Here is a 21,704-nt window from a genome sequence, read left to right as displayed (position 1 = left end):
CTCATTGACGAGCGAGATTGCATCTAATTTAAATTCTTTTGAATATTTTTTACGTGTTGTCATTCTATTTCTCCAGTTAAGTTCATTATGTCCTAACTAGGGTGTGTGAATCTATTAAACCACGTCAGTTGGCTGCTTATTAGGTTTAGGTAATTTACTCATGACAACACCCTCATCGCAACTTGAATTTGCTGCTGTTGTTGATGCTTCAAATACAGCTTTAGATTATGCTTATTGAACTCAGGAAAAAGGTTGGATAAAGATTTTACAGCCGCCTTAGCATCTCCATTAAATTCACGCACAACAATAAACTCAAAAATGTTCAGGCACCTTCCCGTCGCACAAGGATCACTAGCGTGGTGAGAGTAGTAGCGGAGTTGCCCATCATTCCCTTCAAGTAAATGCACACCTGCCATTTTGCTTTTTGACTCTGGAGACAAGTAATGACGGCCTTGTTGTTCATAGCCATACTGTGCAAGCACGTAATCCCATGTATAGGACTGGTTAACCAAATCAATGATAGACACTTGCCCTGCTATTAATGACTCGCAGTATTGCGGTAATACCTTTTTCTTTTTTACTTCAACAACTGCCGCACAATCAGTCATTGAAATATCGTTCAACGTCATGGCTTGATCGAGCAATAACGAGCCATCAACCTGTAAAGCGTTTCCCTCCGAGATATTGCAGTCGTAAATAACACCCGGGAATAAGCTGGGCAGATACATAATTTGCTGTGATCGAGTTGCACAATCATCAGCAGCAAACAAATGACACAGATATTTTTCCAGCAAGGACCAAATATCAAATGATAATGCCGCAACTAACTCTATGTAGATACGGTAGCGATGGCTGCAACCATCTTGCATGTGACTAGCAGTTGTATGGACGATATATGACTTAATATCCACTTGGTCCAATAAGTCTTTGATCGCAGCGATATCAAATGGGCTGTCATCTAAATCTAAGCGCAGCAAGGTGAAGTTATTGTGCAGCATAACCGTCTGCTTAGTTTTATCTGTTGCATCATGAGCCGCAATAACTGCACAGCGGGCTTTTATCTCTTTTAAAGAAAAAGAGGATGCCTGTGGAGGGTTCTTAATTAAGCCAGTCAACTCAGACCAATTTAAGTAATTAAAATTATTTGTCATTGTAACGGACTGTGCATAAAGAAATTTCAACATAAATGTTGTATCCTTATAGTGATTGGTAGTTAGCGCTCGCCAAAGTTCAAACTACCAATGATTAATATGATGTGCTTAGCTTTGCTAAGCACGTTTATTTTTTAACGCTTTTATTTAATAAATCATCTCGATCCATCCACCTCCCCTTTTCCGTAAAAACCATTATATTTATTCCTTTTTGAAAAAAATTACACCACGTTTACGCCTCAAGTAACTTCAGCCCCCATTATTAGTAGGCATATGACGGTTGTTCTGTCCGTCGATTCACTATAAAAATTTTAGATCCTTAATATTTTCATAGCAACTCATATAGAGATTCGCCCTTGCATGAGCTTAAATATTTTTAGTTCCTGAATTTTTCGGCTTAGCTAGCTTAATTATGTGACACCCGGTTTGCCGAAAATCATATGATTAAAATTCCCATTCCATGTTTTTTTCATAGGTAGTTTATTATGCAAATATTGTTCATATAACCACTCAACACCATCCTGAGTAAGAACGGGTTGATAACGAATTTTTCCATTATCAAGTGAAAATATTTCTTGTTTAAAATATCGATCACGATAATAACTTGTCACTTTGTAACCACGAACCATCCTAATGAATACCCCTTGTGAAACAAGCGATGATGACACTTGCATGGAGTTAACCCCGTTGAATTGCTTACAGAAATCTGGTGCGGTTGTTCCCGCAGCAAACTGAGCCGTCATTGCATTACAAACATCTTGGAAATGGTCTATATTTCGCTGCGATGCTTCATTTAACGCCTTTAAGCTTTCTTTATCCTTCTCTAATACCAAGGTATGTTCAAGTAACTCAATCATACTAATAGGCTTCACCTGAAATAAACTATTTTTGCGTATCGCTGGCAACACATACTCACACACCCAATCTTGAAATTTTTCCGCACTGGTTAATTTGGACCGCATGATTAACCTGAACAGGTCTGACTCAGGAATGATTTTTTCATGATAACCACCCGCGTTTTTCAAGGTGTCCGTGGCACGGACACCTTTACAATTATCGACCAAAGCTTGCCGGTTATTTTTAAAACCAAGAGCAGCTGTTACATCTTTAGCCACAAACATCGGATTCCCGTCAACTTCAAGCCACCTAAGCGAGCCGAAATCATAATGATTAAATACTTCTAATTTCATTTTAAATATCCTTCTTTTGTTCAGGCAGTTGGCCAGCTAGCCATAATCCAAAAAGCGGCAAACAAACATATCCGCGCTTACCAACTTGCCTATAGCAAGTCGACAAACCTGGATATTTGTTCCGTTGCCAGAAGAGGCGCTTTAATTGAGTGTCAGTAAATTGAGGATACTCTTTAGCTAGCTGCCTTACCGGCCGCCAGTTTTCGAGGTTGGTAATGTGTAAATCAAGTTGATCTGGTTTAGTCGTGTTAGTCATGGTTTTGCTCCTAATACCGTGGTTGCATTCGGTACAAAACCAATAGTACTGATTTAAGTTGCCCCTCGTGCCCCACCAGGGGCAACTCTTTGCTGTTTGTCATCGATACTGTAATAAAAACTGTGAAACTGCTCATTTATAATTCAATTAGTTGAAAAATGAACAAGAGTATAACCACGCAGGTACTCGTTGATACCTTCAATAGATATACGATGCAGATATTTCGGTAACACTTATTTCCCATATAACAGACACGGAGTTTGAACAAACTGTAGAGAGGCAGTCTCATCCGTTAGATAGCGGTACGGTTACCTTGTGGTTTATTTGGGTTGGGTTGTATTCCACTTAAAATCCGTCAGGATAAACGTGCCATTAACAAAGCTGTTTATCTGGCTTTAGGCGTAAGCAGGGGTGGTTATGAGGATTTATTAGGCATAGGGGTATCAGAGGATGAAGATGTCGAATTATGATTAAATATGCAGACCAAACTGCAAAACCGTGGTGTGGAGAAAGCAAGACCTAAAGACTCTCTATAAGTGCTCAATACTGCCTATCCACACACGCAGACTCCGCTATGTAAATGGTTTATTGTGCTGTATGGATATGGCAAAAAATGGATAATACCTATTGGAGGTTATCAAATGGCCCTGAACCGTTTTAGATTGCATTCGAAGACCGTATTAAACTACGTTTAAAACCGCAGCTGCACCTAATTATTTACAGGTTTTATTATATTTTGTCTTATTCGCTTTATTCCAGGTACTTGGACAAAGTCACCTTGCTCTTCAAAAAATTTAACAAGCTTTGGACGGATCTGTTTTGCAACGTCAGGCTTTGATAGCGCTAATTTTTTATTCCAGATTTCATCGGCTAATTCTTGAGCTTTGTTCACCCAAATATCGACTCGCCTTTTACGTTCCAAACTATTCGCCTCCCTTCCATTATCCCCCCCAGTATTGGAATTATTAGCAACTTGCACATTTTCAGCTTGCTTCGCTGTCATTAACCGACATTCGTAATAACCACACTCTTCCATATTTTTAAGTGCAGAAAGATAATCATTATTATATTTCGCATAAGCTACATTAACAGCTGATTTCAGTAAGTTAGCTAGCCATTGCATTTCAGCACAATTATTATGCCCTCCATAAAGAAATAGGAATTCCGGAAGAGAAAACAAGCCGCCCATATATTCATATTTTGAAGCTACCCCCCCTTGTAACCCCTGATGTTCAAGCTCCCGGTAAATTAGACTCCAAGCAAACTCAGTTTGACTATTATCATAAGTTGGGATGTGGTCGATACACTCATCTACTCTATTAATAAAAAAATCACTGGCTGCTTCATGAAACTTTGTTGATAATTCATTTAACTCAATTACAACGATTTCATCTCCACCATTTTTCCCATTAGGCCGGGTTGTAGCCGCTTTATAGATCCCCCAATTGCCATCTAATAAATCATCAACGCAGTCATAATTCCTTGTTAACCTATCTACAAATATCTCATCCATTAATTATTCCTCCGAATACTCGTTCAGTTAAGTTTGCTTTATGTTCGATACAAAGGTGGCTGTAACGCTGCGTCATGGTGATTGATTTATGCCCGAGCACTTGTGCTATTTCAAGCAAACTAGCGCCGTTCATCGCTAAAAGGCTGGCACAGGTATGGCGTAAGTCATGGAATCTAAAATCAGTGATCTCCCCTGCCCTTAAGGCACTTTGCCAGTGGATATCAAAATTACGGAAATATATTGTTGGATCATTTGGATGCGGAAAAACATACCCACCTATGCATCTATATTTCATTAATTCAGTAATGACATCACCCGTTAAGGTTAAAATACGCTGTTCGCCATTTTTGGTGTTGGGAAGGTGAGCTGTTTTTGTTTTAAAATTAATATAATCCCACTCTAGCGTAAGCATCTCAGAACGTCTAGCCCCGGTTGTAATAGCCATTAAAACCAATAGAAACAACTGGTTCCACTTAGATTTTTTTACCGTAGCAAATAATATCGATAGCTCTTCGTCACTTAAAAAACGCGTTCTGGCATTATTTTCTGCATATTGCCGAATCCCTTTTACCGGGTTGTAATCGATATCGAATTCATCGGATAGGTAACGATATAAAGAGCCTAAAGCGGCTTTATAACGATTTAATGTGGCAGGAGCTTTATCATTAGATAAACGCTTTAACTCAGCTTTGACTTCTTGCCGGGTGACTTTACCAACCTTTAGGTTGCCAAAGACAGAAACCCAATAACGTAAACGCTGGTGTTTACTCGGATCTCGACCATTATCTTGATCTAAGAGTTTTTTTGCGGCATCAGAGAAGTTTAATGTGGTTAAAATATGATTTGTTAAACTATTAGCGAGATCATTATCCACCAGCAATAATGCCATGAATGTTTGAGCCTCTTTTTTAAGTTTAAATGATTTGGATATGCGCTTACCGTCTCGCATAAATTCAACACGATAGGTAATGCTTTTTTTGCCCTTGCGGACTTGAAGAGTTGCCATTTTTTTTCCTTTACGCCAAATTACGCCAAAAACGTAACCGAGTATCAGGAAAACAAAACCATTTTTCTTTTTAATACCTCTAACTAGTTGACTAGACTAGGAAAAAGTATGGTGCCCGAGGCCGGACTTGAACCGGCACTTCTTTCGAAAACGGATTTTGAATCCGTCGCGTCTACCAATTTCACCACTCGGGCATAATCTTTAATTTTAAATCAGAGTGTTGTTAAGACGCAGGGATTATACCTAGAGATGCTCTGCTGACAAGTGTTTTCTAACTGACTGATTGAAAAAGCATCATCTTTTTTAATTAGTCGCTAAATTCCTCTCCTTCTCTCATATTTTAGAACTTTTACCGCACATATAACTTTTAAATAAATGCCAACTGATTTTGCTTTTGCTACACTGCAGGCAGGTAAACTTAAGGAATCACTATGTCAAAGCATAACCACAAAAAAGTACAGACAAAAAGCCTGCAGCAACAGTATCAAAGTTGTCCTCGTGCTAATTTTTTGAAACGATTAGGCGCCTATATCTACGACCTGTTTGCTGTTTCTGCGGTGCTAATGTTAGCCGGAATAGTTGCGATTATAGTCGTGATTATCGCCAGTAGCACTGGCTTGATAAATCTTGATGCTTACCAAGATGTTGCAGACTTTCTCGCTACCAGTCAAATATTTGCATTATATCTGGCATTTATAGTCATTGGATTTTACAGTTATTTCTGGACGAGAGGCGGTCAAACAATCGGTATGAAAGCGTGGCGATTACGTCTTCAAAACAGCGATGGTAGCAATATTTCCTTTACCCAATCATTAATTCGTATGGCAACCTCAGCCTTTGGCTTAGGTAATTTTTTGGTTTTTTTTGGAAAGAAGAGTGCCTTTCAAGACCAGTGGGCGGAATGTGAGATGGTTGTACTAACAAAAGAGTTAAGCCATTGGAAAGGATTTAAGGGCATGGCATTTATGGATCAGGATAAAAAATAAAAAGTCATTCACAGCTCTTTTAGTCTGCTAAAAAAAATGCCGTGTTTTATTAATAATAAAAACGCGGCATTTTTGTTTCTTGTTTAGCTTTGCCGCCTAAGCAGGTAGATGGCAAGAGATAACACCAATAGACTGGGTAATAATGCGCCCAGTATGGGTGGCAGGTTAAAGACCAGACTGAAGGGACCAAATAACTCCCCGGAAACATAAAAAGTAAAACCGGCAGCGATACCAAAAATCAACCGCGTACCCATTGTTACCGTGCGTAGGCCACCAAATATAAAAGAAACCGACAGTAACATCATCACCACAATGGTAAATGGCAGGACAGCTTTACGCCAAAATATCAGCCAGAAACGCTTTGCATCTTGCTCATTATTTTCAAGGTAGACGATATAGTTATAAATATCACGCATCGACATTTTATCCGGTTCACCCAGAATGACTTCTAATTTTTTCGGTGTCAGCTTAGTCTGCCAAACATAATTGCCGATTTTTTTAACCTCTGTACTGTCTCCCATAAAATCAGTTTGACTGACATCTTCAAAGAGCCAATTCCCATCCTTAAATGCGGCTTTACGCGCCAGGATCGCATGATCAAGTTTTAAATTTTTATCAAAAAAGTACAGCTGCACATGGAATAGTTCATTATCACTGTTCATCCGTTCAATACTGATGAATGAATCCGCATCTTTCACCCAAACCCCGTATTGATTACTGACTTGTTCCTCTCCTTTTTTTGCCAGATAACGCATGGAGTAGGCTTCTTTATCAGTTTGCGGGGCAACAAATTCATTCAATACCATCACCGCGATCACCATCGGAATGGCCGTTTTGAGTACTGCGCCTGCGATCTGTAATTTTGATATTCCGGCGGCCTGCATAACAACCAGTTCACTGCTTCCCGCTAAACTCCCTAAACCAATCAAGGCACCAATTAAGGCTGCCATCGGGAAAAAAACAGATAATTCCACAGGAATTTTAAGAATAACAAAATAGGCCGCATGCCAGGCATCGTAGGTGCCCACGCCAATGCCTTTCATCTGCTCAACAAATTTAATGATACAGCTCAAGCCTATCAATACAAAGAGGCTCAAAAAAGTGGCTGCAAATATCGTTTTACCGATGTAGCGATCTAAAATACCCATAATAATAATTCCGTTTTAAATAGCTTAACCATTACCGCTGTAAGGTAACTTTAGTAACTTTAGTAACTTTAGTAACTTTGGTAAATTTTCCTAAACTTTGCAGATGCAGCATTATGCCCAACAGCAAAAAGCTGATTTGTACAATCCAGATACTGATAACAGGCAGCGTCCCCTCTTCAATCAAACTTTTAGACGTGCTGAGCAGCAAGAAAAAGGTTAAATATAACGCCAGGGCAGGTAATAGCTTTGAATAACGTCCCTGTCTCGGATTCACTTTTGCCAATGGAACAGCCATAAATGTCATCAATAATATTGAGACCGGAATGGCTATTCGCCACTGCAGCTCTGCCTGATATTTAAGATTGTCCGAAGCAAACAGTGCCGTTGTTGGTAATGCCTCAACGCCACGCGCCTTCTTTTGTACTTCTCTATTAGCGATATGCACCTGGTAGGTCGCGAACTCACTCTTTTCAAACTCATGTTGACCAACAATGCCGGCATAACGCTGACCGTCCGTTAAGGTCAGCCAGGTACCATCTTGTTTGGCATCCAGATGTCCCTCGGCTGCGGTCAATACAGACGGAGCCTGTTTACCATCTTCTGGCCAATGCGCCGCAAAGATTTTTTCTAAGATTTTGTTACCTGATTTCTCAACGTAAACCACACTGCCGTTATCTGAGGTTTTATGAAAACGTCCCTCAATAAGTGCCGCCGAACTGGTATTTGCTTGTGCGTCTTCGATAACGCTAACCATTTTATCTTCAGAAAGCGGCGCGATATATAAACTGTTATAGGCGGCAAAAGCGAAGGTTAAAAATGATAATAACAGGGTCGCTTTTAAGACATTATTAGGGCTATATCCGCACGAGGTCATGGCAATCATTTCACTGTCACTGTGTAACCTGCCATGGGCAAAAAGCACCGCAAGATAAAAACTGATAGGTAACATCAGGGTGCCCAATTGCGGTAAATTTAAATACAGCAGAGTCATCACCATATCTGCAGGGATTGCACCATTAATAGCGAGAGCAAGAATGGTTATAAATTTTTGACTGACAAAGATAAGCACTAAAACAAACAGAATACCGATCTGGCTTTTAAATGTTTCGAGCATCAAATAACGAAGAAGTATCACCCGGTTCTCCAGTGTAAATATGATCCTGAGAAAGAGATAATCGAACCGCTAACGGCTGAAATTACTTTTTCAAGTAGGTTAGATGTATAGCTAAGGCCCTTGAAAAAGAAGAACTTCCAAGGGCCTTAGCTATAAACTAGTGAATTAAGCAAGTAAATACGGTAAAATTACATTTTTATGCGTTGAGAAGAGCCTTCAAGCTCTACTTCCTCCTATAATAACTGTATTTTCTTAAGAATTGCACAGTTAATCGCATTATACATAGCCAAGAGCCAAGGATATATATGGAATTTTTCGTAAAAAGCGGTAGCCCGGAAAAACAACGCAGTGCCTGTATTGTTGTGGGTGTATTTGAGCCACGCCGTTTATCTCCTGCAGGTGAGCAGCTTGATGAGATTAGCGAAGGTTATTTAACTGCACTGTTACGCCGTGGTGATATCGAAGGAAAAGTAGGGCAGGTATTATTCTTACATAATGTGCCCAATGTATTAAGTGAGCGCGTATTATTAGTCGGTTGCGGTAAAGAGCGTGAACTGACCGAAACCCAGTACAAGCAAATTATAGCAAAAACCATTGCGACACTTAATGATACCGGCGCTTTAGAAGCAATCTGTTTTCTTTCTGAGTTGCATATCAAAGGCCGTGATATCTACTGGGCAGTACGTCAAGCTGTTGAAGCAACCCAGGATTGTTTATATAACTTCGATCAATTTAAAACCAGCAAAGAGAATACCCGCCGTCCGCTGCGCAAATTAACCTTTAATGTCACTAGCCGTAAAGAATTAAATCGCGCAGAACTTGCACTGCAACATGGTTTAGCTGTTGCTTCGGGTGCTAAAGCCTGTAAAGATTTAGCGAATATGCCACCTAATATCTGTACTCCATTATATTTAAGCGAACAAGCCAACGCACTCGGACAACGTTTTGACAAAATCACTGCCGAAATTGTCGATAGTGAACAGATGGCCGAGCTTAAAATGGACAGTTATTTGGCCGTCGCTAAGGGTTCAGCTAATCCTGCCTATATGTCCTTAATGCACTACAACGGTGGTCATGCAGATCAAAAGCCTATTGTACTGGTTGGTAAAGGTCTGACCTTTGATTCCGGCGGTATTTCCTTAAAACCAGGCGCAGGCATGGATGAGATGAAATATGATATGGGTGGAGCAGCCAGTGTTTTTGGTGCCATGAAGGCCCTTGCAAAACTTAACCTGCCAATCAATGTGATCGGCATCTTAGCGGGCGCTGAAAATATGCCGGCGGGTAATGCTTACCGTCCAGGTGATATTCTCACCACCATGTCAGGACAAACGGTAGAGGTATTAAACACCGATGCTGAAGGACGTTTAGTGTTGTGTGATGTGTTAACCTATGTGGAACGTTTTGAACCCGATTGTGTGGTTGATATAGCGACCTTAACGGGCGCTTGTATAATGGCGTTAGGTCATCATATCAGCGGTTTAATGACACCGCATAAGGGGCTGGCAAATGAGTTGCTGCATGCATCAAATCAATCGAGTGATAAAGCATGGCAACTGCCGATGGACGATGAATATCAGAAACAGCTGGAAAGTCCATTTGCAGACATGGCCAATATCGGCGGTCGCCCCGCTGGCACGATTACTGCTGCTTGTTTCCTTTCGCGCTTTACAAAAAGTTATAACTGGGCACATTTAGATGTTGCCGGTACAGCTTGGAGATCTGGAGCAAACAAAGGTTCAACGGGCAGACCGGTTTCTTTATTAACGCAGTTTTTAATAAACCGAAGTGAAAATGAAACAACAGCTGCAAATAGCTAAGTGAAACTAAGATAATGAGCCAGGTTGTTTTTTACGTTTTTGCCACAGAAGAAAAATCAAGCAGCTTGGCATTAAGTGCTCATTTTGCTCACGCCTGCACCATAGCGGCGTTTTTTTATGGACAAAATAAAAAGGTTTTCATCTATACCGATTCGCAACAGGATGCATTCGCGGTGGATGAGTATTTATGGCAGTTTGATGGTGACAGTTTTGTACCGCACAACCTGTTAGGTGAAGGGCCAAAATTTGGTACGCCCGTTGAAATCAGCTGGCGAGCACCGCTACACCCTCGTCCGGTTTTAATTAATTTAAGTGAAAAAGCGCCTGATTTTGCAATCAAGTTTCAACAAATAATTGATTTTGTTCCATATCCGGAAGCCGAAAAAATTGCAGCACGAATACGTTACAGTGCCTATAAAAAAATGGGCGTGACGCTTTCTACTCAAACCGTTGAAGATAGTTCAGCCACTGAGTCAACCAACAAAACAGAAGATTAACCCGATGGAAAAGATATACAACCCAAGCGCAATTGAACAAAAAAACTACCAAAATTGGGAAGAAAAAGGTTATTTCAAACCGCATGGTGATACCAGCAAAGAAAGCTACTGCATTATGATCCCGCCTCCTAATGTAACGGGTAACTTACATATGGGTCATGCATTCCAGGATACCATCATGGATACCCTGGTTCGTTACCAGCGTATGCAGGGGAAAAACACCCTATGGCAGATGGGAACCGATCATGCCGGAATTGCCACACAGATGGTTGTAGAGCGCAAGCTATTTGCAGAAACAGGACAAACACGTAAAGAACTCGGTCGTGAAACTTTTATTGAGAAAATCTGGGATTGGAAAGCGGAATCTGGTAGCAATATTTCCCAGCAAATGCGCCGATTAGGCACTTCAGTTGATTGGGATCGTGAACGTTTCACTATGGATGATGGGCTTTCTGAAGCGGTTAAAAAGACATTTGTGGATCTCTATAACGATGAACTTATCTACCGCGGTAAACGTCTGGTTAACTGGGATCCTAAACTGCACACTGCAATTTCAGACTTAGAAGTTGAAAACAAAGATGTTAAAGGTTTTATGTGGCATTTCCGCTACCCGCTGGCCGATGGAGTGCAAACAGCTGACGGTAAAAACTATCTGGTTATTGCAACAACTCGTCCTGAAACTCTATTAGGTGATACTGCGGTAGCCGTAAACCCTGAAGATCCGCGTTATAAAGATCTTGTCGGTAAAGAGATCCTTTTGCCTTTTGTTAATCGTCGTATTCCGATCATTGCTGATCAGCATGCCGATATGGAAAAAGGCACCGGCTGTGTAAAAATCACTCCAGCCCATGATTTTAACGATTATGAAGTTGGTAAACGCAATAAATTACCAATGATCAACGTATTAACTTTTGATGCCTGTATTCGCAGCGAATCCGAAGTCTTTAATAGTAATGGTGAAAAAAGTAATGATTATGCCAGCGAGCTTCCAAGCCAGTTCCAAGGGTTAACACGCGAGGATGCGCGAAAACTGGTTGTCAGTTCGCTTGATGAGTTAGGTTTATTAGATGAGATCAAGCCACATGATTTAACCGTGCCTTACGGCGATCGTGGTGGTGTGGTTATCGAACCAATGCTGACTGACCAATGGTATGTGCGCGTCGCACCACTCGCTAAAGTTGCCAATGAAGCAGTTAATAATGGCGATATCGAATTTGTGCCAAAACAGTATAAAAACATGTATAACTCTTGGATGAACGATGTCCAGGATTGGTGTGTTTCACGTCAGCTTTGGTGGGGACATCGTATTCCAGCTTGGTACGACGATGCGGGTAAAATTTATGTTGGTCATGATGAAGCGGAAGTACGCAGTAAACATGATTTAGGCGACGATGTTGCTCTTCGCCAGGATGATGATGTATTAGATACCTGGTTCTCATCGGGTTTGTGGACATTTTCAACCTTAGGCTGGCCAGAAAAAACGCTAGATCTTAAAACATTCCATTCGACTGATGTTCTAGTAACTGGTTTTGATATCATATTCTTCTGGGTTGCCCGAATGATCATGATGACCATGCATTTTATGAAGGATGAAAACGGCAAACCACAAGTACCGTTCAAAAAGGTTTATTTTACCGGCCTTATCCGTGATGAGCATGGCGATAAAATGTCAAAATCTAAAGGTAATGTGCTTGATCCACTAGATATGATCGACGGTATTGATTTAGAAAGTTTAGTTGCTAAACGCTGCGGTAATATGATGCAGCCACAGCTCGCGGCTAAAATTGAAAAAGATACGCGTACAACATTCGCCAATGGTATTGAAGCACACGGCACGGATGCACTGCGTTTTACTCTTGCAGCGATGGCGACGACAGGCCGAGATATCAACTGGGATATGACGCGTTTAGAAGGTTACCGTAACTTCTGCAACAAGTTATGGAATGCCAGCCGTTATGTATTAATGAGCACCGAAGAACATGATTGTGGCTTCTCGAGTAATACTGAGATGGAATTTAGTTTAGCGGATCGTTGGATTCAGGGACAACTGCAAACCACCATTAAAGAGTTCCGCCAGGCGCTGGATACTTTCCGCTTTGATATCGCCGCTAATATATTATACGAGTTTATCTGGAGTCAATTCTGTGGTTGGTACTTGGAGTTAACTAAACCAATCTTGTTCAAAGGCAGTGAAACACAACAACGTGGTACGCGTTTTACTCTGATTACTGTACTTGAAACACTACTGCGCGTTGCGCATCCAATGCTGCCGTTTATGACCGAAGAGATTTGGCAGCGTGTAAAAGTGGTAACCGGACAAGGCGGTGAAACCATTATGTTGGAGGCTTACCCAGAATATGATGCAAGCTTAGTGGATCAACAAGCGGTCGAAGATCTTGAGTGGGTTAAAAAGGTCATTGTTGCGGTACGTAATATTCGTGGTGAAATGGATATCAGTCCGAAAACACCACTTAACTTACTGATCAAAAACTCATCTGCAATAGATCAACGCCGTTTTGCTGAAAATGAAGCGTTCTTAGCGGCTCTTGCTAAACTCGAAAGCGTGACAATTATTCAGGAAGGCCAAGAAACACCTGTTTCTGCAACTGCACTGATTGGTGAGTTGGAATTATTAATTCCAATGGCAGGTTTAATTGATACCGAAGCTGAACTCGCTCGTTTGCATAAGCAACTTGAGAAAGCCGGCAAAGAGTTAGCAAAAATATCATTCAAACTCGGTAATGAAAAATTTGTTGCTAATGCGCCTGAAGCCGTTATTGGTAAAGAGCGTGCAAAGCAAACCGAGCTGCAAACAACTTGTGATAAGTTAAACGCACAGATCGAAACGATTAAAGCGCTATAAATTTACCGAGTTTCGTTAAAAAGGATCGTTTTGTTATAAAACGATCCTTTTTTTTGCATTTTTTTATGATGATATATTTTTTAATAGCCTATCCATAGCACGATACGCAAGGGATTCACTCAGATGATGACGCTCGACCTTTTCGCTTTCAGCCAAATCAGCAATACTCCGTGCGACTTTTAACAGGCTATGCCAGGCACGAATCGATAATCCCATTTTATTAATCGCCTGCTCAAGAAACTGTGCATCTTCAATACTCAACTGACAATAGGAAGCTATCTCCTGAGTTGATAATGCATGATTTAATTTACCCTGCCTTTGCAGCTGTTTTTCTCTTGCCTGTAATACTCGACTTTTGATTTGCTCACTGCTTTCCCCTTTAAGCACATGCCCGACCTGCGACGCTGCCAAAGTGCCTTGAGGTAATAGGGGCACCATAATAGAAAGTGCAAACCTGTCTAAGAACGGACCCGATAAGCGCCCTAAATAACGTAAAATCTGATCCGGCGTACTGCGTCTTAAATCTCCACTAATATGCCCGCAGGGACTTGGATTCATCGCGCCGATCAATTGAAAATGTGCAGGAAAAGTAACTTGATTGGCCGCTCTGGAAATAGTGACTTTATGGCTTTCAAGAGGCTGACGTAAACTGTCCAAGACTGAGCGCGGAAATTCCGCAAGTTCATCGAGAAATAAAACACCACGATGAGAAAGTGATATTTCACCCGGCTTAGGTTTCCCACCTCCTCCAACCAATGCAACAGCAGAAGCACTATGATGAGGGGATCGGTAGGGCGGCAGGAACCAATCATCGCGTTGCTTGCCGCAGACCGAATAAATAGCAGCGGTTTGCAGCGCCTGCTTTTCTGTTAATCTTGGTAATAGAGTCATAAAACGTTCGGCCAGCATGCTTTTTCCAGTTCCCGGAGGACCAACTAAAAGCAGATTATGTCCGCCGACGGCGGCTATTTCGAGGACTCTTTTTGCTTGTTCCTGCCCTAATACATCGCGCATATCCAGCAAATTTTTTGCTGGGGTTTTAGGGGCTGCCTGTGCTTCGGGTAAGCTTTGCTGTTTTTGTAAAAACGCACAGACTGCGATGAGATTGCGGGCAATATAAGCGGTTGCCCCGGTTAACGCACTTTCATGTTGATTTTCAGGGCAAATAATTAAATGACGACACTTTTCCTTGGCGGCTAAGGCACAGGGAATTAAACCATCAATGGGCCGCAGTTCACCGGATAAAGCGAGTTCTGCAAAGCACTCAAACTGGCCAATATCATCTCCTCTAATTTGCTCCGAGGCGATTAAAATACCGAGGGCGATCGCCAAATCAAACCGCCCTCCCTCTTTAGGTAAATTGGCCGGTCCAAGATTAACGGTGATCCGTTTGCTGGGGAATTTAAAATTACTGTTAAGAATGGCGCTGCGTACTCTTTCTTTGGCTTCTTTGACCGATGTTTCCGGCAAACCAACCAAGGAGAAACTCGGCAAGCCGGTGCCTAAATGTACTTCCACTAATACTTCAGGTGCATCTACCCCTAATAGAGCGCGGCAGTATAAACTTGCGAGTGCCATATATTGTATTGCCCTTAATGTAAGTTATAAAGATTTATAACAAATGAATTAATTGTTATCAGTATAGGCAAGGTTAAATATTAAAGAGTGTTTTACAATATAACTGCGCGCTCTGCGATAAAAAACAGTTACGCCGCGTGAGGCTACAAATTTTGCAGGTTAAGTGAAAGCAAATTGATGAATTGATAAACTTAAAAAAAAGCCAATTCGCGATGGAATTGGCTTAAAGAAACAGCATCCTATTTAAAGGATAAGGAAATACAGTAATGATTATTTTAATGAGGAATAATAAGCGGCCATATTAACCATATCATCATCGGATAGCGCCATTGCTTGTGGCGTCATCAGCATAGACATTCCGCCATTTCGTTGTCCCGCTTTGTAGGCTTTTAATGATGACAGCAGATAAGCTTCTTTTTGCCCTTTTAAATTAGGGTAAATTGCCGCGACTGAAATACCGTCAGCGCCATGACATGCGGCACAAACAGCTGATTTAGCTTTTGCCGCTTCTAAGTCTGCAGCGGACACCAAGGTTGGTGCAATTAAAAATAATGATGCGAGTAATAATTTTTTCATTAGTATTTCCTTTTTTAAGATATCTGTATTATAGCTCATTCTTTATTAAACAGCAGAGAATGGTTAAGACAATGAGACCTTAACGAATATGATATAAGTCATTGATCTTTTCTAAATTATCAAAATTCACATTAAGATCTTTCAGGCGACCATCTACCACGGAATAAATAAACCCGTGTACCGTCAAATCTTGTCCGTTTGCCCAGGCTTCTTGAACACAGGTTGTATGACAAACATTTTTTGCCTGCTCGATGACATTAAGTTCGGTGAGATAATCTAAACGTTGCTTGTAGGTCATTTCTGCTGTGAAACTATCGCTGTATTTCACATAGATATCCTTGATATTACGCAACCAACCATCAATCAGGTCAAAAGACTGCTTTTGCATCGCGGCATTAATTCCACCACAATCATAGTGGCCGGTAACTATAATATGTTTAACTTTTAATACATCCACGGCGTATTTGATAACCGACATGCAGTTTAGATCCGTATGTACAACAAGATTGGCAATATTACGGTGAACGAATATATCCCCGGGAAACAACCCTAATAATTGATTGGCGGGCACACGGCTATCGGAACAGCCTATCCATAAATATTCCGGAGACTGTTGATTAGCAAGCCGCGGGAAAAAAGTAGGATCTTCTTCATTTATTTTTGCAGCCCATTCTTCGTTATTTTTTAATAGCTCTTCTAATAAACTCATACATACCCTTCCATTTAATGTACATTAACACTTAAATCATTTGAGGAATATTTATGCTTATACCCTATCAGGATCTAGATTCAGATACAGTGCATAACTAACTCAAACATTTTGCTCTATTACTTGAGCCGAGAAGGAACAGACTACTGCGATCAGTAGCTCTCTTTAACCGAGAAAACAGTACAAGTAACTTGAGGAATATTTATGCTTATACCCTATCAGGATCTAGATTCAGATACAGTACATAACTTAATAGAACATTTTATACTAAGAGAAGGAACAGACTACGGAGAACAGGAGATCACTTTAGCCGAGAAAACAGCGCAGGTATTTGAGCTATTAAAGCGGGGCAGCATTGTTATTCTCTACTCCGAACTTTCCGAGAGCGTAACACTTATCCGTAAGGAACAATTGGCCCAACAACAGCAACAATAAACGATTAAAATACAACCGGTTAGTTAGATGAAATTCAAGCACTTTTCACTATAGCGATAATATAAAATTAATTAATATAAAATTAATTGGTTTTTTTGACAAAGATCTGATTTATGAAATAGGATAACAGCATAAATGTTATGGGCATCTCTTAAAAAGAGATACAATAAAATCTTATTCGATGCAGACAATTGTCATTATTGTTTTGGCGAATAAACTAAAACAAGAAATAGCGCATTAGCTATTCATACCTACTAAGGGAGATTTATGATAATAACCAAACCTCAAACCGATCCAACGTTGGAGTGGTTTTTATCACACTGTCACACACATAAATATCCAGCTAAAAGCATGCTTATTCATGCTGGAGAAAAGGCCGATACACTTTATTTCATAGTTAAAGGATCGGTTGCAGTTGTGATCAAGGATGAAGAAGGTAAAGAGATGATTTTATCTTACTTAAATCAGGGTGATTTCATTGGTGAATTAGGTTTATTTGACAAGCAGGAAAATCCAATTCGCAGTGCTTCTGTTAAAGCAAAAACCCCCTGCGAAGTTGCTGAAATTTCTTATAAGAAATTTAATCAACTTATCACGGTCAATCCTGAAATTTTAATGCGTTTATCAAAACAGATGGCTGATCGTTTACAGATTACAAGTCAAAAAGTGGGTAACCTGGCATTTTTAGATGTTACCGGTCGTATTGCAAATACACTGCTGGATCTTGCTAAGCAGCCGGACGCAATGACTCACCCCGATGGCATGCAAATCAAAATCACTCGTCAAGAGATAGGTCAGATTGTCGGTTGTTCACGTGAAACAGTGGGTCGAATCCTTAAAATGCTTGAGGAACAAGGTCTTATTTCTGCTCACGGCAAAACAATTGTGGTCTTTGGTACACGCTAAGCTCATCCATAACTTGCAAAAAACCGCTTAATTGCGGTTTTTTTAACAGTAAAATAGTGATACCCATGATACTTCAAGATGCAAAGTCAGCAAGTTCGAAAACCAGCGCTGCGCTGCACCAATCGAAAAGGGAATAACCATTACCTCATGTTGCGTCTTGCTCTGATCGAAGACCTTGCGCCTGACAAAGCGTTTTGAAGTAACATGGGTATATACTCACTACTATGCTAAACCGGCCTGCAGGAACTTTTTAACGCTGTCCTTTTGATTGCTATCGGTAAGTGCAGAGATAGTATCAATACGGTCTATAACACCATCATCGACAAAGAGATAATGTGTCGCTACATTGACAGCATCGGCGATATGGTGAGTGACCATTAACACCGTTACATTTTTTGTAGCAGATAAATCTCTCACAATAGTTAACATCTCTTCACGCAAAACAGGATCCAGGGCAGAAAAAGGTTCATCGAGTAACAAAAGTGGCTTATTTTGAACAAAACATCGTGCCAAGGCGACACGCTGCTTTTGCCCTCCGGATATTTGCCCTGGAAAACGCGATAAAAGTTTCTCCACTCCAACTTGTTTGGCAATATTCTGTACCTGTTCACGATCGAAGCTGCTTAATTTAAGACCGGGGTGCAGGCCTAAGCCAATATTATCGGCAACGGATAAATGCGCGAACAAGTTATTTTCTTGAAATAAAATAGCCACGGGCCGTAAATGCGGTTCAACATCCACAACCTCTTTTTCTGCTATGAAAATATCGCCACTGCGCGGGCGAATAAAACCTGCGGCTAAATTTAACAATGTACTTTTACCTGCTCCACTAACTCCCAGGACAGCGACAATAGCGCCCGATGGAATTTTCACATCAAAACTGAATTCCTCCTGCCGATAGTGATATTTAACATTTTCAAAGTTAATCATATTTACCTTAAGTCATTATTTTGGCTGCTAACCTGCTCGATTGCACTAAAAATACCAATACTCAAAATGAATAAAAATAGGGAGACAACTGCAGCGGAATCCATCTGATAACTGCCCAATAATTGTAATAGATACAGGGGCAAGGTTCTAAAATCTTGACTGCCGAACAGTGCTATTGCACTTAGGTCCCCCATAGACAGAACAAAACTAATGGAAAAAGCATGAATAATGGGCCGTTTTATGGCGCGCCATTCAATCAGATAAAAACGAGAAAACCCAAACATACCTAAACTTTCACATAACAGATCATATTGCTGAGCAACTTGTAACATCGGCTGGGCAAGCGTTTTAATCACATAGGGCAAAGCCATCAGGGCATTCACCGCGATTACGATGACAATAGCCAGACTAAATACATCGGTTATATTTCTCAGCAACAGAAAAAGACCGGTACTGATCACAAGTCCCGGTGTGACCAATATGATAGTGGCAATTAATTCCAGCCTATCAGCCTTAAAATCAACACCAACTAATCGCCAAGCACGACTGGTAAGGAGCATAAAGAATCCCGCAAAGAGAGCAATAGAAGCTGCAAAACTGGCCACTAACAGCGAATTTTTCAGCGCATCCCAAAATGAGGGCGAACTGATCACACTGATAAATTGGGCGTTAAGACCGTTGATAACAATCATCAGTAGAGGAGGAATAACCAGAAAAAGCACCAGACTTATCCATAATGAATCCCAAATTTTTGCTGCCCTATTATCATTAAATAAGTATAAGGCCTGTTTAGCTGCACCATTGGAAATAGGCACGGGCCGCGAAAAACGTTGAATGCCTATTGCCAGACTACCACACAGTAATATTTGCCATAGTGCTAACAGTGCCCCTGCTTGTAAATCAAAATCAAACTTAATCGCCTGGTAGATGGCCAGTTCAATGGTTGTTGATTTTGGCCCTCCTCCCAATGCCATCACAGTCGCAAAACTGGTAAAGCAAAGCATAAAGACCAAGCCACAAACGTGCGGTAACTGCTGACGTAAGCAGGGCCATTCGACTAATTTAAATTTATTCCAATGACAGATACCAAGATGTGACGATAGTTGGTGGTGTTCACTGGGTATAGAGTGCAAAGACTGCAGTAGTAAACGCGTTGCAAAGGGTAAATTAAAAAAAACATGCGCCAAGAGTATGCCGTTTAGGCCATATATAGAGAACGGGAGTTTTTGGTCTATCGTTGCCAATAATTGGACTATCAAACCACTATTGCCATAAATAGATAACAAACCAAAAACCCCCACTAATACCGGTAAAACCAGTGTGGTGGCAAATAATTTCAGCAAAAAAGATTTACCAAAAAAATGACGACGGGAAAGCGCATGAGCAACAGGAATCGCCAGACCAACGCTTAAGATGGTCGATAACAATGCCTGATAAAAGCTAAATTTTGTAACATGCCGGTAATAGGGATCTTGCCATAATAAAGCCGGGTTAAAATCAGGCGAGTAAAATAACAAAGCAGAGACAGAAGCCGTAACAAAAACGCAGATAAACCCGGCAATAATTAAACCGGGTAGAGTATGAGGCTTTGCAGGCATAGTGATCGACTGTTTAATAAATTAAAGAGCTCTGCCACTCTCTTACCCATGCTTTTCTATTATTGTCGACTTCTTCGGCAGTGAATGAAAAAGACTGTGAGGGGATAGTTAATTTGTCAAACCCTTCAGGCAGCGCGACATCAGTAACGGGATACATCCAATTCCCGGTGGGCATCAGTGATTGAAATTCGTCACTGATGATAAATGCCATAAACTGATCTGCAAGTTTTTCATTTTTGCTGCTTTTTACTTTTGCTGCAACCTCCACCTGCGTGTAATGGCCTTCGGAAAATTCAGCTGCTGCATACTGATTGTTGCCTTCAGCAATAATATGATAAGCGGGTGAGGTTGAGTAAGAAAGGACCATATCAGCCTCCCCTTTTAAGAACATACTATAAGCTTCAGACCAACCTTTAGTGACTGTCACGGTTTTTTGCGCCAGTTGCTTCCATGCATCAGCAACTTGATCGCCATAAACCCACTTCATCCATAACATTAAGCCCAGTCCTGGCGTCGAGGTGCGCGGATCTTGATAGATGACCTTAATATCCTGACGTTGTTCAACTAACTCTTTTAGGCTTTTAGGCGGATTTAACAGGGTTTCTTTATTATAAACAAAGGAAAAATAACCATAATCAAAGGGCACAAAGGTATCATTCGACCAACCATCGGCTAGAATCACTTTACTCGTATCAACCTTGTGCTTTGCTAGTAATCCGGTCTTTTTTGCTTCAGTCATCAGATTATTATCGAGGCCCAGCAACACATCTGCTTTAGTGTTTTTGCCTTCCAGACGCAATCGATTCAAAATTGAAACACCATCGTCCAATGCAACAAATTCCAAATTGCAGGCACAGTGTTTTTCAAATGCTTGTTTAACTTTAGGACCCGGTCCCCAATCCGAAGCAAAGGAATCATAGGTGTAAACGACCAGTGTATCAGCCGATACAGGCATTGAAACAATGAGAGAAAGGGTTATTAAAGAAAGGATTTTTTTCACTATGCACTCCATTTTTAGTTTGAAAGCATAGAATTGACACGCAGATCATAAAAAGTACACTGATAAGCTCAATTCCTACGCCAGCATTATCTGGTTCAGGTATACGGGTTTAGTTTCTCAGCCTTTTTAAAAGCACCCCGTTGGGAAAGGCCATTGTATACCCAAAAAACAAACTGAGGCACCTAAAGCTTTATTTTTTTAACCGAATAGCAGTTCAGATAATTTGCCAAAAGCAACTTCTGAAAGGTAATACTAGCTGCATATGGTTAACATTTTCATATGTTCGAGTTAGTCATAGTGGCAAGCGCTTAAACGAAAAAATCCCTGCTGACGTAGTCAACAGGGATTATTCGTTTATTAGGAGTCTAGCAATGACCTACTCTCACATGGGGAGACCCCACACTACCATCGGCGCAGCTGCGTTTCAC

Annotated in this window: 20 protein-coding genes, 1 tRNA gene and 1 riboswitch; of the genes, 7 read left to right on the top strand and 14 right to left on the bottom strand. The window is 40.8% G+C overall.

Annotated elements, in window-relative coordinates:
* Positions 1–158 precede the first annotated feature (158 nt).
* The 3 genes from ACJAZP_RS18110 to ACJAZP_RS18100 all read right to left on the bottom strand — a co-directional run bounded on the left by ACJAZP_RS18110 (position 159) and on the right by ACJAZP_RS18100 (position 2,597).
* Positions 159–1,184, bottom strand: a complete 1,026-nt coding sequence (locus tag ACJAZP_RS18110) for a hypothetical protein (RefSeq protein ID WP_415232151.1) — start codon at positions 1,182–1,184, stop codon at positions 159–161.
* 377 nt (positions 1,185–1,561) lie between these two features.
* Positions 1,562–2,341, bottom strand: a complete 780-nt coding sequence (locus ACJAZP_RS18105; protein WP_415232150.1) for a Bro-N domain-containing protein — start codon at positions 2,339–2,341, stop codon at positions 1,562–1,564.
* Position 2,342: 1 nt separating this feature from the next.
* The gene (locus tag ACJAZP_RS18100) at positions 2,343–2,597 is read right to left on the bottom strand and encodes a hypothetical protein (RefSeq protein WP_415232149.1); all 255 of its coding nucleotides are present in this window, start codon (positions 2,595–2,597) and stop codon (positions 2,343–2,345) included.
* Positions 2,598–2,926: 329 nt separating this feature from the next.
* Here ACJAZP_RS18100 and ACJAZP_RS18095 point away from each other — a divergent pair, with 329 nt between their 5' ends.
* Positions 2,927–3,067, top strand: a complete 141-nt coding sequence (locus tag ACJAZP_RS18095) for a transposase (protein WP_415232148.1) — start codon at positions 2,927–2,929, stop codon at positions 3,065–3,067.
* Positions 3,068–3,306: 239 nt separating this feature from the next.
* Here the strand turns inward: ACJAZP_RS18095 and ACJAZP_RS18090 are convergent, their stop codons facing one another.
* The 3 genes from ACJAZP_RS18090 to ACJAZP_RS18080 all read right to left on the bottom strand — a co-directional run bounded on the left by ACJAZP_RS18090 (position 3,307) and on the right by ACJAZP_RS18080 (position 5,310).
* Positions 3,307–4,110 carry a hypothetical protein gene (locus ACJAZP_RS18090; protein WP_415232147.1) on the bottom strand — a complete coding sequence of 268 codons (804 nt, stop codon included), beginning with the start codon at positions 4,108–4,110 and terminating at the stop codon, positions 3,307–3,309.
* On the bottom strand, positions 4,103–5,116 hold the full coding sequence (locus tag ACJAZP_RS18085) for a tyrosine-type recombinase/integrase (protein ID WP_415232146.1): 1,014 nt from the start codon (positions 5,114–5,116) through the stop codon (positions 4,103–4,105). Before ACJAZP_RS18085 ends, ACJAZP_RS18090 begins: the two co-directional genes overlap by 8 nt.
* Positions 5,117–5,225: 109 nt before the next feature.
* Positions 5,226–5,310, bottom strand: a tRNA-Leu gene (locus ACJAZP_RS18080).
* 237 nt (positions 5,311–5,547) lie between these two features.
* On the opposite strand from ACJAZP_RS18080, the gene ACJAZP_RS18075 reads away from it, so the two are divergent.
* Positions 5,548–6,102: an RDD family protein gene (locus ACJAZP_RS18075; RefSeq protein WP_415232145.1), complete on the top strand. Its 555-nt coding sequence runs from the start codon at positions 5,548–5,550 to the stop codon at positions 6,100–6,102.
* An 83-nt stretch (positions 6,103–6,185) separates the two neighbouring features.
* Here ACJAZP_RS18075 and lptG read toward each other — a convergent pair whose 3' ends face one another.
* Both lptG and lptF read right to left on the bottom strand, forming a co-directional pair.
* Entirely contained in the window at positions 6,186–7,250 is a 1,065-nt protein-coding gene (lptG, locus tag ACJAZP_RS18070) for an LPS export ABC transporter permease LptG (protein WP_415232144.1), read from the bottom strand.
* A 31-nt stretch (positions 7,251–7,281) separates the two neighbouring features.
* Positions 7,282–8,385: an LPS export ABC transporter permease LptF gene (lptF, locus tag ACJAZP_RS18065; RefSeq protein ID WP_415232143.1), complete on the bottom strand. Its 1,104-nt coding sequence runs from the start codon at positions 8,383–8,385 to the stop codon at positions 7,282–7,284.
* Positions 8,386–8,669: 284 nt separating this feature from the next.
* On the opposite strand from lptF, the gene pepA reads away from it, so the two are divergent.
* From pepA to ACJAZP_RS18050, 3 genes are read left to right on the top strand one after another with little or no spacing between them, the layout of a single operon-like run.
* The gene (gene pepA, locus ACJAZP_RS18060) at positions 8,670–10,184 is read left to right on the top strand and encodes a leucyl aminopeptidase (protein WP_415232142.1); all 1,515 of its coding nucleotides are present in this window, start codon (positions 8,670–8,672) and stop codon (positions 10,182–10,184) included.
* Positions 10,185–10,198: 14 nt separating this feature from the next.
* A complete protein-coding gene (locus tag ACJAZP_RS18055) occupies positions 10,199–10,681 on the top strand; it encodes a DNA polymerase III subunit chi (RefSeq protein WP_415232141.1) in 483 nt (160 codons plus the stop codon).
* A gap of 4 nt (positions 10,682–10,685) precedes the next feature.
* Positions 10,686–13,544, top strand: coding sequence for a valine--tRNA ligase (locus tag ACJAZP_RS18050; protein ID WP_415232140.1), 2,859 nt, complete (start codon positions 10,686–10,688; stop codon positions 13,542–13,544).
* Between the two features lie 63 nt (positions 13,545–13,607).
* Here the strand turns inward: ACJAZP_RS18050 and ACJAZP_RS18045 are convergent, their stop codons facing one another.
* The 3 genes from ACJAZP_RS18045 to can all read right to left on the bottom strand — a co-directional run bounded on the left by ACJAZP_RS18045 (position 13,608) and on the right by can (position 16,407).
* On the bottom strand, positions 13,608–15,122 hold the full coding sequence (locus ACJAZP_RS18045; RefSeq protein WP_415232139.1) for a YifB family Mg chelatase-like AAA ATPase: 1,515 nt from the start codon (positions 15,120–15,122) through the stop codon (positions 13,608–13,610).
* Between the two features lie 270 nt (positions 15,123–15,392).
* Complete coding sequence (locus ACJAZP_RS18040) at positions 15,393–15,698, bottom strand: c-type cytochrome (protein WP_415232138.1); 306 nt, start codon at positions 15,696–15,698, stop codon at positions 15,393–15,395.
* 79 nt (positions 15,699–15,777) lie between these two features.
* The gene (can, locus tag ACJAZP_RS18035; RefSeq protein WP_415232137.1) at positions 15,778–16,407 is read right to left on the bottom strand and encodes a carbonate dehydratase; all 630 of its coding nucleotides are present in this window, start codon (positions 16,405–16,407) and stop codon (positions 15,778–15,780) included.
* Positions 16,408–16,611: 204 nt separating this feature from the next.
* On the opposite strand from can, the gene ACJAZP_RS18030 reads away from it, so the two are divergent.
* The gene (locus ACJAZP_RS18030) at positions 16,612–16,842 is read left to right on the top strand and encodes a YheU family protein (protein WP_415232136.1); all 231 of its coding nucleotides are present in this window, start codon (positions 16,612–16,614) and stop codon (positions 16,840–16,842) included.
* A gap of 267 nt (positions 16,843–17,109) precedes the next feature.
* Positions 17,110–17,748 (top strand): cAMP-activated global transcriptional regulator CRP, encoded by a 639-nt coding sequence (gene crp / locus ACJAZP_RS18025; RefSeq protein WP_415232135.1) that lies wholly within the window; start codon positions 17,110–17,112, stop codon positions 17,746–17,748.
* Between the two features lie 222 nt (positions 17,749–17,970).
* On the opposite strand, the gene thiQ is transcribed toward crp, so the two are convergent.
* Genes thiQ through thiB form a run of 3 tightly spaced genes read right to left on the bottom strand, consistent with a single transcriptional unit; the run spans position 17,971 to position 21,288 of the window.
* Positions 17,971–18,678 carry a thiamine ABC transporter ATP-binding protein gene (thiQ, locus tag ACJAZP_RS18020; protein WP_415232134.1) on the bottom strand — a complete coding sequence of 236 codons (708 nt, stop codon included), beginning with the start codon at positions 18,676–18,678 and terminating at the stop codon, positions 17,971–17,973.
* Positions 18,679–18,680: 2 nt separating this feature from the next.
* A complete protein-coding gene (gene thiP, locus ACJAZP_RS18015) occupies positions 18,681–20,276 on the bottom strand; it encodes a thiamine/thiamine pyrophosphate ABC transporter permease ThiP (protein ID WP_415232133.1) in 1,596 nt (531 codons plus the stop codon).
* Between the two features lie 13 nt (positions 20,277–20,289).
* Entirely contained in the window at positions 20,290–21,288 is a 999-nt protein-coding gene (thiB, locus tag ACJAZP_RS18010) for a thiamine ABC transporter substrate binding subunit (protein ID WP_415232132.1), read from the bottom strand.
* A 43-nt stretch (positions 21,289–21,331) separates the two neighbouring features.
* Positions 21,332–21,426, bottom strand: a riboswitch (TPP riboswitch).
* Positions 21,427–21,704 lie beyond the last annotated feature (278 nt).

Source organism: Psychromonas sp. (assembly GCF_047632955.1).
In the GTDB taxonomy this organism is placed as follows: Bacteria; Pseudomonadota; Gammaproteobacteria; order Enterobacterales; family Psychromonadaceae; genus Psychromonas.
The sequence above is the reverse complement of the archived record's forward strand: the minus strand, read 5'-3'. Positions and strand labels throughout refer to the sequence as shown.

What these genes read in the sequence shown, in the direction of transcription:
- ACJAZP_RS18085 (WP_415232146.1), bottom strand. Translation starts at nt 5,116, where the DNA reads ATGGCAACTCTTCAAGTCCGCAAGGGCAAAAAAAGCATTACCTATCGT.
- ACJAZP_RS18040 (WP_415232138.1), bottom strand. Translation starts at nt 15,698, where the DNA reads ATGAAAAAATTATTACTCGCATCATTATTTTTAATTGCACCAACCTTG.
- ACJAZP_RS18110 (WP_415232151.1), bottom strand. Translation starts at nt 1,184, where the DNA reads ATGTTGAAATTTCTTTATGCACAGTCCGTTACAATGACAAATAATTTT.
- can (WP_415232137.1), bottom strand. Translation starts at nt 16,407, where the DNA reads ATGAGTTTATTAGAAGAGCTATTAAAAAATAACGAAGAATGGGCTGCA.
- ACJAZP_RS18105 (WP_415232150.1), bottom strand. Translation starts at nt 2,341, where the DNA reads ATGAAATTAGAAGTATTTAATCATTATGATTTCGGCTCGCTTAGGTGG.
- ACJAZP_RS18030 (WP_415232136.1), top strand. Translation starts at nt 16,612, where the DNA reads ATGCTTATACCCTATCAGGATCTAGATTCAGATACAGTACATAACTTA.
- ACJAZP_RS18090 (WP_415232147.1), bottom strand. Translation starts at nt 4,110, where the DNA reads ATGGATGAGATATTTGTAGATAGGTTAACAAGGAATTATGACTGCGTT.
- lptG (WP_415232144.1), bottom strand. Translation starts at nt 7,250, where the DNA reads ATGGGTATTTTAGATCGCTACATCGGTAAAACGATATTTGCAGCCACT.
- crp (WP_415232135.1), top strand. Translation starts at nt 17,110, where the DNA reads ATGATAATAACCAAACCTCAAACCGATCCAACGTTGGAGTGGTTTTTA.
- ACJAZP_RS18050 (WP_415232140.1), top strand. Translation starts at nt 10,686, where the DNA reads ATGGAAAAGATATACAACCCAAGCGCAATTGAACAAAAAAACTACCAA.
- ACJAZP_RS18055 (WP_415232141.1), top strand. Translation starts at nt 10,199, where the DNA reads ATGAGCCAGGTTGTTTTTTACGTTTTTGCCACAGAAGAAAAATCAAGC.
- ACJAZP_RS18075 (WP_415232145.1), top strand. Translation starts at nt 5,548, where the DNA reads ATGTCAAAGCATAACCACAAAAAAGTACAGACAAAAAGCCTGCAGCAA.
- ACJAZP_RS18045 (WP_415232139.1), bottom strand. Translation starts at nt 15,122, where the DNA reads ATGGCACTCGCAAGTTTATACTGCCGCGCTCTATTAGGGGTAGATGCA.
- thiP (WP_415232133.1), bottom strand. Translation starts at nt 20,276, where the DNA reads ATGCCTGCAAAGCCTCATACTCTACCCGGTTTAATTATTGCCGGGTTT.
- ACJAZP_RS18100 (WP_415232149.1), bottom strand. Translation starts at nt 2,597, where the DNA reads ATGACTAACACGACTAAACCAGATCAACTTGATTTACACATTACCAAC.
- pepA (WP_415232142.1), top strand. Translation starts at nt 8,670, where the DNA reads ATGGAATTTTTCGTAAAAAGCGGTAGCCCGGAAAAACAACGCAGTGCC.
- thiB (WP_415232132.1), bottom strand. Translation starts at nt 21,288, where the DNA reads ATGGAGTGCATAGTGAAAAAAATCCTTTCTTTAATAACCCTTTCTCTC.
- thiQ (WP_415232134.1), bottom strand. Translation starts at nt 18,678, where the DNA reads ATGATTAACTTTGAAAATGTTAAATATCACTATCGGCAGGAGGAATTC.